The sequence below is a fragment of the Blautia sp. St.27G3 genome (assembly GCF_059728505.1).
The window spans coordinates 44,970-62,299 of sequence record NZ_BAAGFO010000001.1; the positions used below are offsets into that span (position 1 = coordinate 44,970).

General features: G+C 43.2%; 19 protein-coding genes. 15 read left to right on the forward strand and 4 right to left on the reverse strand.

The genetic code is table 11. From position 1 onward, the window contains the following. The first annotated feature begins 17 nt into the window (after window positions 1-17). From AC6I2O_RS00170 to AC6I2O_RS00240, 15 genes are all read left to right on the forward strand, one after another. Window positions 18-1,721 carry a sensor histidine kinase gene (locus tag AC6I2O_RS00170; protein ID WP_497741478.1) on the forward strand — a complete coding sequence of 568 codons (1,704 nt, stop codon included), beginning with the start codon at window positions 18-20 and terminating at the stop codon, window positions 1,719-1,721. Beyond that, window positions 1,714-2,520, forward strand: a complete 807-nt coding sequence (locus AC6I2O_RS00175; RefSeq protein ID WP_497741479.1) for a response regulator transcription factor — start codon at window positions 1,714-1,716, stop codon at window positions 2,518-2,520. The genes AC6I2O_RS00170 and AC6I2O_RS00175 overlap by 8 nt, the downstream gene beginning before the upstream one ends. Window positions 2,521-2,592: 72 nt before the next feature. After that, entirely contained in the window at window positions 2,593-3,354 is a 762-nt protein-coding gene (locus AC6I2O_RS00180) for an RluA family pseudouridine synthase (protein ID WP_497741481.1), read from the forward strand. Window positions 3,355-3,538: 184 nt separating this feature from the next. Then, on the forward strand, window positions 3,539-4,576 hold the full coding sequence (locus tag AC6I2O_RS00185) for an AI-2E family transporter (protein WP_147412328.1): 1,038 nt from the start codon (window positions 3,539-3,541) through the stop codon (window positions 4,574-4,576). A 381-nt stretch (window positions 4,577-4,957) separates the two neighbouring features. Beyond that, window positions 4,958-5,209, forward strand: a complete 252-nt coding sequence (locus tag AC6I2O_RS00190) for an AtpZ/AtpI family protein (protein WP_120393618.1) — start codon at window positions 4,958-4,960, stop codon at window positions 5,207-5,209. After that, on the forward strand, window positions 5,190-5,600 hold the full coding sequence (locus tag AC6I2O_RS00195) for a hypothetical protein (protein ID WP_120393617.1): 411 nt from the start codon (window positions 5,190-5,192) through the stop codon (window positions 5,598-5,600). The genes AC6I2O_RS00190 and AC6I2O_RS00195 overlap by 20 nt, the downstream gene beginning before the upstream one ends. Window positions 5,601-5,735: 135 nt before the next feature. After that, window positions 5,736-6,410: a F0F1 ATP synthase subunit A gene (gene atpB / locus AC6I2O_RS00200; RefSeq protein ID WP_120393670.1), complete on the forward strand. Its 675-nt coding sequence runs from the start codon at window positions 5,736-5,738 to the stop codon at window positions 6,408-6,410. A gap of 35 nt (window positions 6,411-6,445) precedes the next feature. Beyond that, a complete protein-coding gene (atpE, locus tag AC6I2O_RS00205) occupies window positions 6,446-6,712 on the forward strand; it encodes an ATP synthase F0 subunit C (RefSeq protein ID WP_120393616.1) in 267 nt (88 codons plus the stop codon). Window positions 6,713-6,813: 101 nt separating this feature from the next. Further along, window positions 6,814-7,329, forward strand: coding sequence for a F0F1 ATP synthase subunit B (gene atpF, locus AC6I2O_RS00210; protein WP_120393615.1), 516 nt, complete (start codon window positions 6,814-6,816; stop codon window positions 7,327-7,329). After that, window positions 7,317-7,892, forward strand: coding sequence for an ATP synthase F1 subunit delta (gene atpH / locus AC6I2O_RS00215; RefSeq protein WP_120393614.1), 576 nt, complete (start codon window positions 7,317-7,319; stop codon window positions 7,890-7,892). Before atpF ends, atpH begins: the two co-directional genes overlap by 13 nt. Then, window positions 7,889-9,394 (forward strand): F0F1 ATP synthase subunit alpha, encoded by a 1,506-nt coding sequence (gene atpA / locus AC6I2O_RS00220; protein ID WP_120393613.1) that lies wholly within the window; start codon window positions 7,889-7,891, stop codon window positions 9,392-9,394. The genes atpH and atpA overlap by 4 nt, the downstream gene beginning before the upstream one ends. 15 nt (window positions 9,395-9,409) lie before the next feature. Then, window positions 9,410-10,267 (forward strand): ATP synthase F1 subunit gamma, encoded by an 858-nt coding sequence (gene atpG / locus AC6I2O_RS00225; protein WP_120393612.1) that lies wholly within the window; start codon window positions 9,410-9,412, stop codon window positions 10,265-10,267. A gap of 377 nt (window positions 10,268-10,644) precedes the next feature. Next, the gene (gene atpD, locus AC6I2O_RS00230; RefSeq protein ID WP_120393611.1) at window positions 10,645-12,030 is read left to right on the forward strand and encodes a F0F1 ATP synthase subunit beta; all 1,386 of its coding nucleotides are present in this window, start codon (window positions 10,645-10,647) and stop codon (window positions 12,028-12,030) included. 13 nt (window positions 12,031-12,043) lie between these two features. Continuing rightward, window positions 12,044-12,454, forward strand: a complete 411-nt coding sequence (gene atpC / locus AC6I2O_RS00235) for an ATP synthase F1 subunit epsilon (protein WP_120393610.1) — start codon at window positions 12,044-12,046, stop codon at window positions 12,452-12,454. 304 nt (window positions 12,455-12,758) lie between these two features. Beyond that, a complete protein-coding gene (locus AC6I2O_RS00240; RefSeq protein WP_497741483.1) occupies window positions 12,759-13,484 on the forward strand; it encodes a MerR family transcriptional regulator in 726 nt (241 codons plus the stop codon). A gap of 218 nt (window positions 13,485-13,702) precedes the next feature. On the opposite strand, the gene vanT is transcribed toward AC6I2O_RS00240, so the two are convergent. Genes vanT through vanG form a run of 4 tightly spaced genes read right to left on the reverse strand, consistent with a single transcriptional unit; the run spans window position 13,703 to window position 17,318 of the window. Beyond that, window positions 13,703-14,851 (reverse strand): serine racemase VanT catalytic subunit, encoded by a 1,149-nt coding sequence (gene vanT / locus AC6I2O_RS00245; protein ID WP_120393608.1) that lies wholly within the window; start codon window positions 14,849-14,851, stop codon window positions 13,703-13,705. Then, complete coding sequence (locus AC6I2O_RS00250; RefSeq protein WP_120393607.1) at window positions 14,835-15,851, reverse strand: acyltransferase family protein; 1,017 nt, start codon at window positions 15,849-15,851, stop codon at window positions 14,835-14,837. Before AC6I2O_RS00250 ends, vanT begins: the two co-directional genes overlap by 17 nt. After that, window positions 15,841-16,260 carry a D-alanyl-D-alanine carboxypeptidase family protein gene (locus AC6I2O_RS00255; protein WP_497741484.1) on the reverse strand — a complete coding sequence of 140 codons (420 nt, stop codon included), beginning with the start codon at window positions 16,258-16,260 and terminating at the stop codon, window positions 15,841-15,843. Before AC6I2O_RS00255 ends, AC6I2O_RS00250 begins: the two co-directional genes overlap by 11 nt. Continuing rightward, complete coding sequence (gene vanG / locus AC6I2O_RS00260; protein ID WP_120393605.1) at window positions 16,257-17,318, reverse strand: D-alanine--D-serine ligase VanG; 1,062 nt, start codon at window positions 17,316-17,318, stop codon at window positions 16,257-16,259. The genes AC6I2O_RS00255 and vanG overlap by 4 nt, the downstream gene beginning before the upstream one ends. Window positions 17,319-17,330: the final 12 nt, after the last annotated feature.

The window sequence follows — 17,330 nt, forward strand, 5'->3', positions numbered from 1 at the left end:
GAAAAGGAGGGAAATGAATGCGGTCGAAATCACAGCACAGCTTCAGGCAATCCATTCAGAATGCCATATTTTATAATGCGCTTCTGCCGATGCTGATACTGACGGTTTCGGGCATTGTGTTGACCATGGTAATGTTATACAGCTCTACGATGGTGCGGGTAAAAAAATACAGCAATGAAGCCGTAGAGCTGACAAACAACCTGTACACATGTTATACAGAAAAGCTGAATCAGCTTTCCAGAAGAGAAGATTTTCGTCAGGAGTTATCAGACCGCCATATTTCAGCTGCGCTGTATCAGGAACTTTATGATTTTGTAAATGATGCTCCGGTAAAAGCAGCATTTTATTTAACAGATGAAAATTTTGAGTTCCTGGGTGGAAGTACAACATACTGCCCCTCCTATTTGACGGAAGAAGGAATTCAGACAGGCCTGATATGGAGGCGCATCCGCAGCAACCATGGAGAAGTTGCCATTGCAGGTGACAATAGCAAGGAAAAAAAGTCGCTTTTGTTTGCGGTGGGAGTAGGAGAAGCTGAGAATCCGTCTGGTTATGTGGTTTTTGAAGTACAGTGGCAGGCTTTTTATCAAAAATTTTCCGGAACAATCAATCTTGTCATGACAGATGAGTATCATTATTGCTTCTGGAACAACAGTATGCTTTTGCTGGACTCGTATCATCGTATAGAAAAGAAGATGAGATTGCGACAGGGAATAACAGAGCACAGTGGACAGCAGCTTTTTGTTATTTGTCAGAGTGCTTTTCATGAAAAAGTTCTGATTTATACGTATGCTGATACAACGGGATATCTTTCTATTTACCGGATTCTGATTCCAATTCTTGTATTAATTTTTGTTGGTATGCTGGTACTTCTGTCGGCAGCGGCGCATCGGGTGGCAGACCGGATTGGGGAAACGGTAGATCGGATTGCACGGACGATGGAACATACCGAGTATGAGACATTGGATGAACCGCTTTGCATTAATACCGGGGATGAGCTGGAAAAAATAGCAGATGCATACAATCGAATGTGCCGGGACATTCATCATCTGATAGATGACAATGCGGAACGGGCTAAAAGGCAGGCGGTTTCAGAAATCCGACAGCTGGAAGCACAGTTTAACCCGCATTTTCTGTTTAATACGCTGGAGACAATACGGGTATTTATAAAAACGGATCCGGACAAGGCCAGGGAGGCGATTGTGGCTCTGTCTGGCATTTTAAGGTACAGTATTGATAATACCATGACAAGTGTCCGGTTGCAGGAGGAAATATCATATGCGGAGTGTTATCTGCAGATTCAGAAAACCCGCTTGCAGGATCGGCTGGAATATAAACTTTCTGTCGAACCGGAAGCCGGGGAATGTATTGTTCCGAAACTTATTTTGCAGCCTCTGGTAGAGAATGCTGTGTTATACGGTAAGTCGTCTGATGGAAGCTGTACAGTTAACGTAGAGTGTCAAATAATAGATGGAAAGCTTTGGCTTGAGGTATGTGATCTTGGCGATCCACTCGCAGATGAACGTATTACTGCAATCCGAAAGCTTCTGGAACAACCTTATAATATTACATCTCATATCGGACTGTACAATGTACACAAACGAATAAGGCTAGCATATGGAGAGACATATGGTGTAACCTGTGGACGCAGTACGAGTGTGGACGGAAATACATTTACAGTTATTCTGCCTGTTAAGACAGAGGAGGATGGAAATGTATAAAGTGGTTATTATTGAAGATGAACCTGTAATACGAATGGGTCTCGTGCATACGATTGATTGGGCTTCCATGGATTGTGTGGTAGCAGGAGAGGCAGACAATGGCCGGGTGGGACTGGCGTTAATCAGAGAAAAGAGACCGGATATTGTGATTGCTGATATTTGCATGCCGCAAATGGACGGACTTACTATGTTCCGGGAGGCGAACGAGCTGTATCGGTTTTCTATGATTATTCTGACAGGATATCTGGAATTTAAGTATGCGCATGAAGCGATACAATTAAATGTTGTGGATTATCTGCTCAAGCCAATTGATGAAAGAAAACTGGAAGAGGCAGTAGAAAAAGCAAAAAGCAGCCTTTTACAGATGCACAATTCCATGCAGTACGAAATTTACAAAGGGCTGGAAAAAGAAGAAAAAACGATTATAGATGTACTTCCGGTTAAAAACGGTAATATTTATGTGGAAAAAGCGTTGCAGATTATCCATGATCGTTATAATACACAGCTAGGACTGCGCACAGTCGCAGCAGAGCTCGGCGTCAGTGAGAGTTATCTGGCACGAAAATTTAAAGAGGGAACAGGTATTACATTTCTGGATTGTCTGAATCAATACCGAATTAATCAGGCTTTAAAACGGATTCGTGCCGGAGGGTATCGTATTAATGAAATATCAGATCAGGTGGGTTTTACTCAGTATAAACAATTTGCAGTGGTATTTCGCCGTTACGTTGGCATGTCCTGTTCAGATTTTCTAAAGCTTAGCGAAGCACAGCAAAAAGAGGTTTATCCGCGTATCTAAACGGTCTGTTCAGCAGAAAAAAAACGTGTTAAAATGAAAAAAAGATCGGAAATGGCGGGAGAAAACCAGATTATGCTTTTATACGAAGATGAAGAAATTATCGTTTACCATAAACCTGCAGGACTTGCAGTGCAAAGTGCAGTAATCGGACAATTGGACTTGGTGAGTAAGCTGAATAATTATCTCGGAAAAGATATGATTCATGTAGTTCATCGGCTCGATCAGCCTGTAGAGGGAATCATTGTTTTAGCAAAGACGAAACAGGCAGCAGCGGAGCTTGGAAAGCAGGTAACAGACGGACGCATGAAAAAGATATATCATGCTGTGTGCTGCCATGAAATAACAGAAGATAAAAACAAGTCAAAAATTATTTTAAAACAGCAAAGACTGCCGGAAAATCAATTAGAAAAGTTATCTGAGACTTCAGATCGCAGCTGGTATCAGCTCGTTGATTATTTGGTAAAAGACGGTAGAAAAAATGTATCCACAGTTACTGGAAAGGATAGACGGGATGCAAAGAAAGCTGAACTTTCTTTTCGTGTTCTGGCAAAAAAAAGAATGCCGGAGGATCATGGCGAATTACTGCTCACTGAGATTGAATTGAAGACGGGACGTCATCATCAGATTCGTGTGCAGATGGCCCATGCAGGTTTTCCACTTTACGGCGATCGGAAATATAATGAGAAATGGGAGAGATTTTTAACAAACGAAGAACAGTTAAAGCTGGCGCTTTGTGCAGTGTCTCTTACGTTTTTTCATCCACGGACCAAGAAAACCATGGACTTTGCGATTTGTCCGGAAAATAAGATCTTTGCGATTTTTGAAAATCTGTAATGCAAGAAATGTGAGAAAGAAATACGTTCTGGTAATATTTTCTGCCAGAATAAGAAGTTTTAAAAATACCATACTAAAAGTATCAAAAAAGCAGCCGTGCAAAAATTTAGAAAGAAGAGAAACAACAGAAATCAAAAGATTATGCAGTACGGCGCACGGAAGAGGACAAAGAAGGTGCGAAGGTATGGTAGAAACGAAGAAGATACTCACAGGAGTTGGAGTTACATTGGCGGTGTATATTGTAATTAAATACTTACTGCCATATGTAATTCCTTTTTTAATTGCATATGTTCTGGTTCATGTTTTAAATCCCGTTGTAGAGAAAATACAGACAAAATTGAGGTGGAAGAAGGAGATTATCGTGTCAGTGCTACTGGTGATTCTGCTGGCAGTGTTCACTTTCCTTTTTTATCTGCTCTATTGTCAGCTGATGGTACAGATAAGAAGAATAGCAATGAATTTTGATTATTATTATTCATGTTTTTGCGGGATTGTCGATGATTGTTGCTTAATGGCGGAAAAAAGTTTCGGCATCCGTGTGGATGCAGTGAAAGAATTTGTGTATTCCAGTATCAATCATGCTACGGAACAGATTAAAGTATATATAATTCCGGGAGTTTTTAATTATTCTGTGCGTTATCTGAAAAAACTGGCAGATCTTGGTTTATTTCTTTTAATGTTGTTTGTATCTGTCATTCTTTTGATGAAGGATTATGATGATATGAATCAGAAGTTCAAAAGGTACAGCTTTTATGGGCATTTCCACAATATATCACAGAGAATATGGAAACAGGGCGGAATGTACATGAAAGCGCAGATGATTATTATTTTAATAATCAGTATTCTTTGTACTGCCGGACTTTGGGCGCTTGGAAATCCGTATTTTCTTTTACTTGGAATCGTGATTGGACTTCTTGATGCACTTCCTTTTATCGGAACAGGAACTGTATTAATTCCTATGTCGGTATTTCTGATGTTCCGGCAGAATTTCCGCCTTGCAGCTGGGTATATCGGACTTTTTCTTCTGACGTATGTGGTACGCGAATTTCTGGAACCGCGTCTGATCGGCGCCAAGCTGGGAGTTTATCCGTTTGTTATGGTGGTAGTTGTTTATGTAGGACTCTATCTGTTTGGCACACCAGGCGTTTTTTTCGGGCCGGTGATGCTGTTGATTGTTATGGAAATATTAAGAGAGATTTATAAAAAAACAGAGATTGAATAGGATGATGAAAAAGAGTCGCTTAAATTTAGAAAATTTAATCTATGTAAAAAGGAAAAAAATTCAGTATTTATTCAGGCAGAAAACAGCTCGGATTATAAAGGACGTATATCAGTTGATATACGTCTTTTTTATCGAATAGGAAACTACGTCTCCCATACGATAAAAGCCTCCGGCAGGATGCGCAGCTTCGCGCGCGGAACAAACGCTGTGCTCTGAAATTTATTGACTCGTGATGTGTGCGAAGCACAATTTTGTTCTTACAGAGCTTTACAGAATCGGTCCAAAAATCATTCATCTTGATGAAAGAAATTGTGGACAGAATAGGAAAAATACATTAAACTGTGTATAGTGCGAAAAATGCGCTTCTGGGAGAATTAATAAATGAAAAAGAATGCAAATGAAATTGCACGCGCTCTTTCTATGGTCACACAGCTGGGGATCAGTATGCTAGCCCCGGTGGTTCTCTGTGCAGTTCTTGGAATGTGGCTTGATGAGCGATTTGGATGGTCTGTTACGGCAGTGCTTTTGATACTGGGAATTATGGCAGGGGCAAGAAATACCTGGATTCTGGTAAAGGGAGTCATAAAGCCGGATCATAAGGGGAGCATGGATCATGAAAAAAAGAATAAATGAAACGTTGGCTGAGCTGATGGCTGGTATTTTGGTGGCCGGAGTTTTGATTCAGGCTGTGGAATTTGTGGTAGTGGCGGTATGTCCGGAATGGGCCGGGTCTCCGCTTTCCTTTGCGCTGGGGCTTTGGATCGGAATTTTCACAGCGCTGGGGCTTTCAGTGCATATGTACCGTTCAATTGACCGTGCGCTTGATATGGCTTCAGGTGATGCGGAGAGTTATATGAGAAAGGCATATCTGTTGCGCACCGTGGCTATTTTTGCGATGGCGGCGCTCGTTTATTTTCTGAAAATAGGGTATGTAATGGCAGCATTTCTGGGAGTGCTCTGTCTGAAATTTGGAGCATTCCTGCAGCCACTCATGCATAAATTATGGAAGAAATTCCATCGGTAAAATACGCTGTATTTTTCCAGTCAAAATCAGTCGAATCCCGATCGATTTTGATAAAACCATTTATTTTGAAGGAAAGGAGGATGAAACGTGGAGACTGCAAATTTGCTGGCATCTTCGGGGTCAGATGTGGATTTTATGATACATGGCGTTTTCAGCTATGAGATGTTTGGCCAGACCTTCTGGATTACAACGACACATGTAGCCATACTGATCGTCATGCTGCTTATCCTTGCTTTTGCGATTGCAGCGAGAATTGCGATCAGCCATGCAGGTGAGTATCCGACCGGCTTCCAGAATGTTGTGGAGCTGATTGTCGAGATGCTCGACAATATGGTTGAAAGCAGCATGGGCGTCCATGCAAAGAAGTTCCGAAATTATATCGGTTCGATCTTTATTTTTATTTTTATCAGCAATATTTCAGGTTTGTTTGGACTGAGGCCGCCTACGGCGGACTACGGCGTAACGCTACCGCTTGGATTGATCACATTCGGGATCATACAGTACAACAATATCAAGTACAACAAAGTCGGTGCGTTTACCGGGCTTTTTCAGCCCCTGCCGTTTCTGTTTCCAATCAATCTGATTGGAGAGATAGCGGTGCCGTTTTCGCTGTCGCTGCGTCTTTTCGGAAACGTTCTGTCCGGTACGGTTATGATGTCGCTGATCTACTCATTGCTGTCCAGAATCGCAATCGGATGGACCGGATTTCTGCACATCTATTTTGATGTATTTTCAGGAGCCATACAGACGTATGTATTCTGTATGCTGACAATGGTATTTGTGTCAGATAAATTACCAGGTACAGAGTAAAATTAAAAATGAAATAAAACAGGAGGTTAATTATTATGGAAGGAATTACAAACGAAGGTTTAGTATTAGCTTGTTCAGCAATCGGTGCAGGTCTTGCTCTTATCGCAGGTATCGGACCTGGTGTAGGTCAGGGTATCGCTGCAGGACACGGCGCATCAGCAGTTGGAAGAAATCCGGGAGCAAAGGGTGATATCACATCTACGATGCTTCTTGGACAGGCTGTTGCCGAGACGACAGGTCTTTATGGTCTGGCTATCGCGTTCATTCTCTTATTTGCAAATCCGCTTATTGGAAGACTTTAATTAGCACAGACTCTAGGTGCACATAGCGGAAAACGCCGGATGTAAAATCAGCAGATTTGCAAGCGGCGGTATAAAAATAACAAGTGAAAGGAGGCGAAATCTTGGAACGACTGTTTAATCTTGACCCACAGCTGTTGCATGACGCAGTACTTCTCGCAATTTCAGTATTCGTAATGTTTCTGTTTTTGTCGTATCTTCTGTTTAATCCTGCGCGGGAATTTCTGAAAAAGCGTGAGGATAGAATCAAAGGAAATATTGATTCAGCCGAGAAGGCAAAGGAAGATGCAGATCGTCTTCGTGCAGAATATGAGGAGAAGCTCCGCAATATTCACCGCGAAGAGGATGAGATTTTAAGTGCGGCGCGCAAGAAAGCACTTGATACTGAGGCAAAAATTATCGAGAATGCGAAGGCTGAGGCGGCAGGAATTATTGAAAGAGCCAACAAGCAGACGGAGCTGGCAGTCAAGAAGGCTGAAGACAACATAAAGAAGGAGATCATTACGGTAGCTTCCATGATTGCTGGAAAGGTAGTCAGCGAAAATATTGATCTTACTATCCAGGATTCGTTAATTGATGATACATTGAAAGAAATAGGTGAAAAGACATGGCAAAGCTGATCGCGGGAACCTATGGGGATGCGTTGTTTGAGCTTGCTGTGGAACAGAACCTGACGGACAGTTTAATGCAGGAAATTGATTTTTTGCAAACTGTTCTGAAAGAAAACAGTGACTTTGAAAAAATTCTGATGCATCCGGAGATTCCGAAGCAGAAAAAACTCCAGCTGATTGAGAATGTTTTCAAGGGAAGGATATCCGACGCCCTCACAGGTTTTTTGAGAATTGTGGTAACAAAGGGAAGATATGAAAATTTACCGGATATTTTTGCATATTTTATTGCAAGGGTGAAGGAATACAAAAAAATTGGAATTGCCCAGGTGGTATCGGCGATTCCGCTTCGGGACGAGCAGAAGCAGAAAATCGAACAGAAGCTTCTGGAGACGACCCATTATGAGACAATGGAAATCGACTATAAGGTAGAGGAGAGCAGTATTGGTGGTCTGATGATCCGGATAGGCGATCGTGTGGTAGACAGCACGATTCGCAGTAAGCTGAGCGCTCTGACCGGAAGCCTCATGAAGATTTCATTAGAAAGCGAGAAAGAAGGTGTGCAGATCTCATGAATTTAAGACCAGAGGAAATCAGTTCTGTGATCAAAGAACAGATTCAGAGATACTCCTCCGAAATCGCGGTGTCTGACACAGGTACTGTCATTCAGGTAGCAGACGGTATTGCACGTATTTACGGTCTGGAAAAGGCAATGCAGGGTGAACTTCTGGAATTTCCGGGAGAGGTATACGGCATGGTCCTGAATCTGGAGGAGGATAATGTCGGTGCGGTACTCCTTGGCAGCAGCGATGATATCGGAGAAGGAGATATCGTAAAGACGACCGGACGTGTAGTTGAGGTTCCGGTAGGAAATGGAATGCTGGGACGTGTTGTTAATGCACTTGGCCAGCCGATTGACGGAAAGGGCCCGATCCATGCAGATAAATATCGCCAGATCGAGCGTGTAGCTTCTGGTGTTATTTCCAGAAAATCCGTAGATACGCCGCTTCAGACAGGTATCAAGGCGATTGACTCCATGGTACCGATCGGAAGAGGACAGCGTGAGCTGATTATCGGCGACCGTCAGACAGGTAAGACAGCGATTGCGGTCGATACAATTATCAACCAAAAAGGTCAGGGCGTAAAATGTATTTACGTTGCAATCGGCCAGAAATCTTCCACAGTGGCTTCCATCGTGAATACACTGGAGGAATACGGCGCAATGGATTATACGACGGTAGTTGCAGCTACGGCGAGCGAGCTTGCTCCGTTGCAGTATATCGCTCCATATTCCGGCTGCGCAATCGGTGAAGAATGGATGGAAAACGGGGAGGACGTGCTGATTATTTATGACGATTTGTCAAAGCATGCGGCAGCTTACCGTACACTCTCCCTGCTTCTGAAGCGTCCGCCAGGACGTGAGGCTTATCCGGGTGATGTCTTCTATCTGCATTCCAGACTTCTGGAGCGTGCAGCAAGGCTTTCCGATGATCTGGGCGGCGGTTCTCTGACCGCGCTTCCGATTATCGAGACACAGGCCGGTGACGTTTCCGCATATATTCCGACAAACGTTATTTCGATTACAGACGGACAGATTTATCTGGAGACAGAGATGTTCAACTCCGGTTTCCGTCCGGCTATCAACGCAGGTCTTTCCGTATCACGAGTTGGTGGTTCGGCGCAGATCAAGGCTATGAAGAAGATTGCAGCTCCGATTCGTGTGGAGCTGGCGCAGTACCGCGAGCTGGCAGCATTCTCACAGTTCGGTTCCGAGCTGGACGATGATACGAAAGAGAAGCTGGCACAGGGCGAGCGCATCAAGGAAATTCTGAAGCAGCCGCAGTACCAGCCGATGCCGGTACAGTATCAGGTTATTATTATTTATGCTGCTACAAAGAAATATCTTCTGGATATTCCGGTAGGAGATATTCTCCGTTTTGAGAGAGAGTTCTTTGAGTACCTGGATACAAAATATCCGGAAATTCCGGAAAGCATTGCTTCCGAGAAACAGATTTCTGATGAGACAGAAGCGAAGCTGCAGGCAGCGATTACAGAGTTCAAAGCGAGCTTCAAATAAGGAAAGGGTGACAGTATGGCCTCAATGAGAGACATCAAGCGGCGCCGCAACAGTATTGCCAGTACCCAGCAGATTACGAAAGCTATGAAGCTGGTGTCAACGGTAAAGCTGCAGAAAACAAAGATGCGCGCCGAGCGTTCCAAGCCGTACTTCGATAAGATGTACGAGACGGTAACCTCCATGCTGGCCAAATCCGGGATGATTGAGCATCCGTATTTGAAGCCACAGCCTTCTACAAAAAAGGCAGTGATTCTGATTACTTCCAACCGCGGACTTGCCGGTGGATACAATTCCAATGTGATCAAGATGGTGACAGGTTCCGACCTGAAGCAGGAGGACGTTGTTCTCTTTACCGTCGGAAGCAAGGGAAAAGAGTATTTTGCCCGCAGAGATTATAACATTGCAAAGGAATACAACGAGGTGATTGAGAACCCGATGTTCCCGGATGCAAAGGAAATCTGCGACGAGGTACTGAAATTGTATGTATCCGGTGAGGTTGGAGAAATCTATCTGGCATATACGTATTTTAAAAATACGGTAGTCCATGAGCCGAAGCTTTTGAAGCTTCTGCCTGTGGAGGTGGACGAGGCGGATATTGAAGCTGCAAAGTCTAATGCGCTGATGAATTACGAGCCGGAGGAAGAAGAAGCGCTGGAGATTATCATACCAAAATATATGACCAGCATTTTATATGGCGCTCTGGTAGAAGCAGTTGCCAGTGAAAACGGCGCCAGAATGCAGGCAATGGATTCCGCGACGAGCAACGCGGAAGAGATGATAGAAAAACTGACGCTCCAGTATAACCGCGCGCGTCAGGGCTCCATCACGCAGGAGCTCACCGAAATCATTGCGGGAGCGAATGCCATATCGTGATGGCAATGAGCCGTGCAAAATCAGAGGATGATAACCTGGCCGCTGGCGGACGGGGTTATCAGGCGCTGATTTTATAGGGCGAAGCCCGCGTACCGAGATGAAGCGAAGCGGAATCGAGGTTCGCAGCACGGCGTGGTAGAGCCGTGCAAGGAGGTTCGCAGCACGGCGTGGTAGAGCCGTGCAAGGAGGTTCGCAGCACGGCGTGGTAGAGCCGTGCAAGGAGGTTCGCAGCACGGCGTGGTAGAGCCGTGCAAGGAGGTTCACAGCACGGCGTGGTAGAGCCGTGCAAGGAGGTTCGCAGCACGGCGTGATAAAGCCGTGCAAGGAGGCATCGCAGCACGGCGTGGTAAATATAATTAAGGAGAGTGATTAAAAACATGCAGAACAAAGGTAAAATCACTCAGATTGTCGGTGCAGTATTAGATATTAAATTCACGGAAGGAAAGCTTCCGGCTATATACGAAGCGATTCATATTACAAGAGCAAACGGCGAGCTGCTGGTAGTAGAGGTTGCACAGCATCTTGGTGATGAGACGGTGAGATGTATCGCTATGGGTCCGACTGACGGACTCGTTCGAGGAATGGAAGCGGTGGCTACAGGGTCTCCGATTACTGTTCCGGTTGGAGAGAATACCCTGGGACGAATTTTCAATGTAACAGGAGATCCGATCGATAACAAGCCGGCGCCAAAAGGCGTAAAGAAGATGCCGATTCACCGTGAAGCACCGTCATTTGAGGAGCAGTCTACTTCAACAGAAGTATTGGAGACAGGAATCAAGGTTGTTGACCTGCTCTGCCCGTATCAGAAGGGTGGAAAGATCGGCCTTTTCGGAGGTGCAGGAGTAGGTAAGACAGTTCTGATTCAGGAGCTGATCCGTAACATTGCAACAGAGCACGGCGGCTACTCTGTATTTACAGGTGTAGGCGAGCGTACACGTGAAGGAAACGACCTGTATCATGAGATGCAGGATTCAGGCGTTATTAATAAAACAACGATGGTGTTCGGACAGATGAACGAGCCGCCTGGAGCGAGAATGCGAGTTGGTCTGACGGGACTGACGATGGCTGAGAATTTCCGTGATGAGGGCGGAAAGGACGTGCTTCTGTTCATTGACAATATTTTCCGTTTCACACAGGCCGGTTCTGAGGTTTCCGCTTTGCTTGGCCGTATGCCATCAGCGGTAGGCTATCAGCCGACGCTGCAGACAGAGATGGGCGCTCTTCAGGAGCGTATTACCTCAACAAAGAACGGTTCTATCACATCCGTACAGGCAGTTTACGTTCCAGCCGATGACCTTACTGACCCGGCTCCGGCAACAACATTTGCCCATCTGGATGCAACGACCGTACTTTCACGTTCTATCGTAGAGCTTGGTATCTATCCGGCAGTAGACCCGCTGGAGTCTACATCCCGTATTCTCGACCCGAGAATCGTCGGAGAAGAGCATTATGCGGTAGCCCGCGGTGTACAGGAGATTCTTCAGAAATATAAAGAGTTGCAGGATATCATTGCAATTCTTGGTATGGACGAGCTTTCTGAGGATGACAAGCTTGTCGTAAGCCGTGCAAGAAAGATTCAGAGATTCCTGTCACAGCCGTTCTTCGTAGCTGTTCAGTTTACAGGCGTGGAAGGAAAATATGTACCGCTTTCTGAGACGATCCGCGGCTTTAAGGAGATCCTGGAAGGTAAGCATGATGATATTCCGGAGAGCTATTTCCTGAATGCTGGAACGATTGACGAAGTTGTTGCCCGCGTAAAGTAGGGGGTGACTGAGTATGGCAGACGAGAGAAATTTTGATTTGGAAATTATCACACCCGACCGTATTTTCTGGAAGGGGCAGGCAAATATGCTGGAGCTCAATACGACAGAGGGACAGGTTGGTATTTACAAACGCCATATTCCGATGACGATGATTCTGGAGCCTGGCATTGTGACCATCCATCTGGACGGAGAGAACAAAGAAGCGGCGGTACACGCCGGATTTATCGAGATTCTGCCGGAAAAGATTACCGTGATGGCTGAGATTGCCGAGTGGCCGGATGAAATCGACGAGAATCGTGCGCGGGAGGCAGAAGAGCGTGCAAAACGCAGACTGCAGGCGCATGATCCGAAGATTGATCTTTCGAGAGCGGAAATCGCACTTCGAAAGGCTATGGTACGTCAGGAATTGGCGAAAATGCGATAAACAGAAATAAGAAAAAATTCGTATGGATTTCCTGAAAAGGAGAAATGGAAGATCAGCTGCACAGTGGCTGGTCTTCTTTTTATGCATACAGATGCAAATACAACGATATTGTGCCTCTATTGTGACGAAGCTTATTCTATGGTAAATAACCTAAAAAAATAAACGGTGACAGGGTATTTCGATGGAAGCTTTCCAATCGTGCAGCAGGTACTATACGTTTGAAAATATTGGTAAAAATGAAAAAAGCTCTTGACTCTGACCTTACGTCATAGCATATAATGAGGTCACACGGGGAGGGGAAGACATGAGAACAGTACATGAGGTAAGCAAGCTGACAGGAGTGAGTATACGCACTCTGCATTATTACGACAGGATCGGGCTTTTGCATCCAACGGAAACAACCCTGTCGGGATACAGGCTGTATGACGATACGGCACTGGAACGTTTGCAGTGTATTTTGCTGTTCCGTGAACTTCAGTTTCCATTAAAGGAGATCAAACGAATTCTGGACAGTCCGAATTTTGATCGGAACAGAGCTCTTGATCAGCAGATTGCGTTACTGGAGCTCAGAAAGGAGCGTTTGGGAGAATTGATTGATCTTGCCCGTGAAATAAGAAGGACAGGAGTGAAGAAATTGGATTTTACAGCATTTGATACAAAAAAACTGGAAGAATACGCACAACAGGCAAAAGAAAACTGGGGAAATACAGAGGCTTATCAGGAATATGAAGAAAAATCGAGAGGTAAGTCCAAGGATGAAGTCCAAGAGAGAAATCGGGGATTGATGGAACTTTTTCAGGGATTTGCAAAGCTTTCGGATCAGACACCGGACAGCGCTGCTGTACAGGAGCAGGTAAAAAAGTTACAGATGTATATTACGGAGCATTTTTATACGTGTACCAAGGAGATTTTAAGAGGACTTGGAACAATGTATGGAGCCGGTGGAGAAATGACAGAAAATATAGACCGGGCGTCGCAGATAGGAACGGCAAAATTTGCAGCGGAAGCAATCCGTATTTATTGTAGTTAAAACAAGGCAGGATTCTCAGAAGAGGGTCCTGTTTTTGTGATATGGTTGAAAAATAGAACAGGTCACAAAAATCACTTAATTTATGTAATTATAACAGAAAATGATATATATTGATAAAACAGGTATTTGCATGAAAATACAACCCGCCAAAACGCTGTTTTTTTATTTGACGAGTTATAAATCCAATCAAAAATCTTATTCTAAACTTCCTGCTATGCCTATAAGAAAATGCTATCTTCCGCTATTTTTTTTATTGATACTCTGCCTAAACGACTTCCTAATTGGCTTAAAATCTCATTTGATATAGTGTTTATACTATCTGCAAGGTCAGCAGCCATGATTTCACTGTTTCCGCTTTTCCCAATAAATACGGCTTCATCCCCGCAAGATACGCCCTTAATATCTGTCACATCTACCATTAACTGATCCATACAAACACGACCGACAATGGCTGCTTTCTGCCCGTTTATCAAAACAAATCCCTTATTTGACAATTCACGGGGAATCCCATCTGCATATCCGACTGCAACAGTAGCAATCTGCATTTCTTTTCCAGCCTTATAAGTCAGACCATAACCGAGTGCTTCACCTTTATGTAACTGCTTTACACACGCAATTCTAGCTTTTAATGATAAAACTGGCTTCAATTTTGTATTAGAAATAATTCTATCTTTCGGAGAGCTTAATACACCATAAAGTGCGATTCCTAATCGTGCATAGTCAAACTTTAAAGCGGGGTAATTCAGTACGCCATAACTTCCTTGTATGTGCGTTTTAAAATGATGTATTCCCTTTCTATGCAGAAAGTTTATTACCATATTAAATTCCTCAATTTGTTTCAGAGTAATATCCCGTTCTGCATCACTAACTCCATCTGACATACACAAATGGGAATATACGCCTGTTATCTTCAGATTCTCAAACTCCCAGATTTTACAAATCTCCTTTATATTTTCGCTTCTTTCCCCTAATCGATGCATACCCGTATCTATTCCAATGTGGACAAAGACAGCTTGTCCAAAGTCATTCAGCAGTTTTGCGTAGGGATAATCAACTACGGTTTGTGTAAGATTGTACTTCACCAAATCAGAAAACTGATTTGGCGAGGTATATCCCAAAATCAAAATCTGCCCTAAAATTCCTGCTTTTCTAAGCAGGGCCGCTTCATTTACTGATGCCACGCAAAAATCTTTAATTTCCAAACCCTGCAATGCTTTTGCAATAAGGACAGCACCATGTCCATAGGCATTTGCTTTAACGGCGGGCATAATCGCACACTTAGGAGAAAGTATTTTTCTGAATTGCCTTATATTGTAAGCCAGATTGTCTATATCCAGTTCAATCCACGCCCTACCTTTTTGATACATTTCTATCTCCCCTTTCAAAAAATATTTGAATCATAAACATGGCTGCCAATGACAATAGACAGACCGAAATATATTGGAAAAAGGAATTGTCCACAAGTATTTTTGTAAGTCCTGTCACTTTAGCGATTAACCGTTGGGCAACAATTACCGCAGGATGAATAATATACAGCACCATTGAGCCATTCCGTATCCAAGCGGGAGCTTTCCCAGAAATTTCAAGCAGTAATTGAAACAAAAAATACATCACTGGCAGCAAAAAGAAATACATACTATTATGCTTTTGGATATGGAAAGAATAAGTAATCCATCCCTCTAAAAGCATAAGTAACGATGCTAACGCAAGTCCCCATTTACATACCTGTTCCCTACAATGAAATTCGGGAACAGCCAGCAACATACCGAGCAGGATATAAATTGGCGCAAAGAAAATACCATTTCTTGTATAACTGCTGACATAGAAAATGCCAGTATATAACGTGCGTAGTAAAGGCACGTTTTCTATAAGACCATAATAGGAATCACCAAATACTCCTATCACATAAGCAATGAGCGAAAAGTAAACTGCTGTCTGAACTGATCTTTTTGTCAGACACGCAAGAAGTACACACCCAATAATTGCGGCGGGAAAATACCACAAATGATAGAACGTGCCGTCAAAAAGAAGCTGCTTTATAAACTCCAAGATAGATTTTGGCATATTCCCAGAATATATTGAAATAGGTATATAAACAGCGGTCACAATGAGGTACAGCCTTATATTTTTAACAAGGTATTTACGGAGAGGATATTTCTTTTTAAAATTGCTAAGCACATAGGGAGCTAATACAAAATATCCTGTCGTCATAAAGAAAAATGGAACAGCAATTCTCCCAATACAATAGGTAATTAAATAATCAATTCCCTCACTCCAGACTGACAATGGCGATATATGAATTGCAATTACCATGAAAGCAGCCACTAAGCGGAAATAATCTATTCCTGCAAATGTTTTATGACGCATAATATTCCCTCGACCTACTTAAAATAGCCCCTTCCTCGTTTGTACCCGAAATCATATACGGCGACATCTCCGATACATCAAGTTTTACAGAGTAACCGCCATCTAAAAAAACATACGAAATTTCGATTTTGTCCGCTTTAGAACTGTTATAAATATAAGGATGCCTTAAATCGGTAGTTTCCTTTAAAAAGCAAATGTATTCTTCTAAAGCCATATCCTTTTCTGCCATAATGACAGAATGGGGATACCCCACATAACGGAAATGCCACGGTTCTGCTCCAATACCCGCTATCTGTTCTTTCCCAGACACATACCTTTCAACAAAACCAAATCGAGGAGCGGTCGCTCTGAACTCCCCACAAATCCCCGTATATGGAAAATGCGGGCAGATAAAGTCAATCTGTGTCACTTCGATACCCCCATTTCAATCAAGCGTTCGATTACTTCATCAAATGGCAGACCTGCTTCTTTTAACATATTGGGATAACGGCTATGCTCCGTAAAGCCGGGGATTGTGTTTACTTCATTAAAATAAATTTCCCCTGCGGGAGTCAAAAACATATCCACCCTTGCAAAACAGCAACAATTTAATGCTTTATAAATTTCAAGAGCTGTTTCTTTAATTTCTTTTGCCTTTTGTGGAGAAATACGTGCAGGTACATGAATACTGGAAGTTTTCAACGTATATTTCTCTGTGTAATCAAAAAATCCATCCGACAATTCAATTTCATCAACCTCACCCACAATCAAATTGGAATCCTTATTCCCCAAAACTGCACACCCAACCTCAAAACCATCAACCATCTCTTCCAGAATAACGGTAGAATCATGCTGGGAGGCACTCTCGATTGCTAAAAGCAAATCCTGTTCATGTAAGACTTTTGAAATCCCAAACGATGAACCAGACCGTACAGGCTTTACGAATAAAGGATAGCCAAGCTCTAGGGCTTTTTTCTGAACCATTTCCTCTGAATAATTTGTCTTAACAATAAAAGACCGTGCAGCTTTTATTCCGCTCATTTGTACGATACGGTGAGCCAGTTCTTTATCCATACACAAAGCGGAAGATAATAAACCACATCCGATAACAGGAATCCCCATCAAATCCAGAACCCCTTGAATTGTTCCATCTTCCCCATTCTTTCCATGTAAAACTGGCAATGCGACATCGAATGAAATTATCTTTAAATGATGATTGTCCAAGTAACACAACCCGTGAACTGTTCTGTCAAAAGACGGAAATACTGGCGTACAGTTTTCTTCTGACTGCCAATTATCCTCCTTTATCTTTTCCAGTTCCCCTTGATACCAGTACCATTTGCCAGAGTGAGGGGCAATGCCTATTAAGATTGGTACATATTTCTTTGTGTCAATACACTTGATCACCGCATATGCCGACTGCAACGAAACGGCATATTCTGTTGAGCAGCCGCCAAAAAAAACGGCAACTTTCTTTTGTTGATTCATTATGAAGTCCTC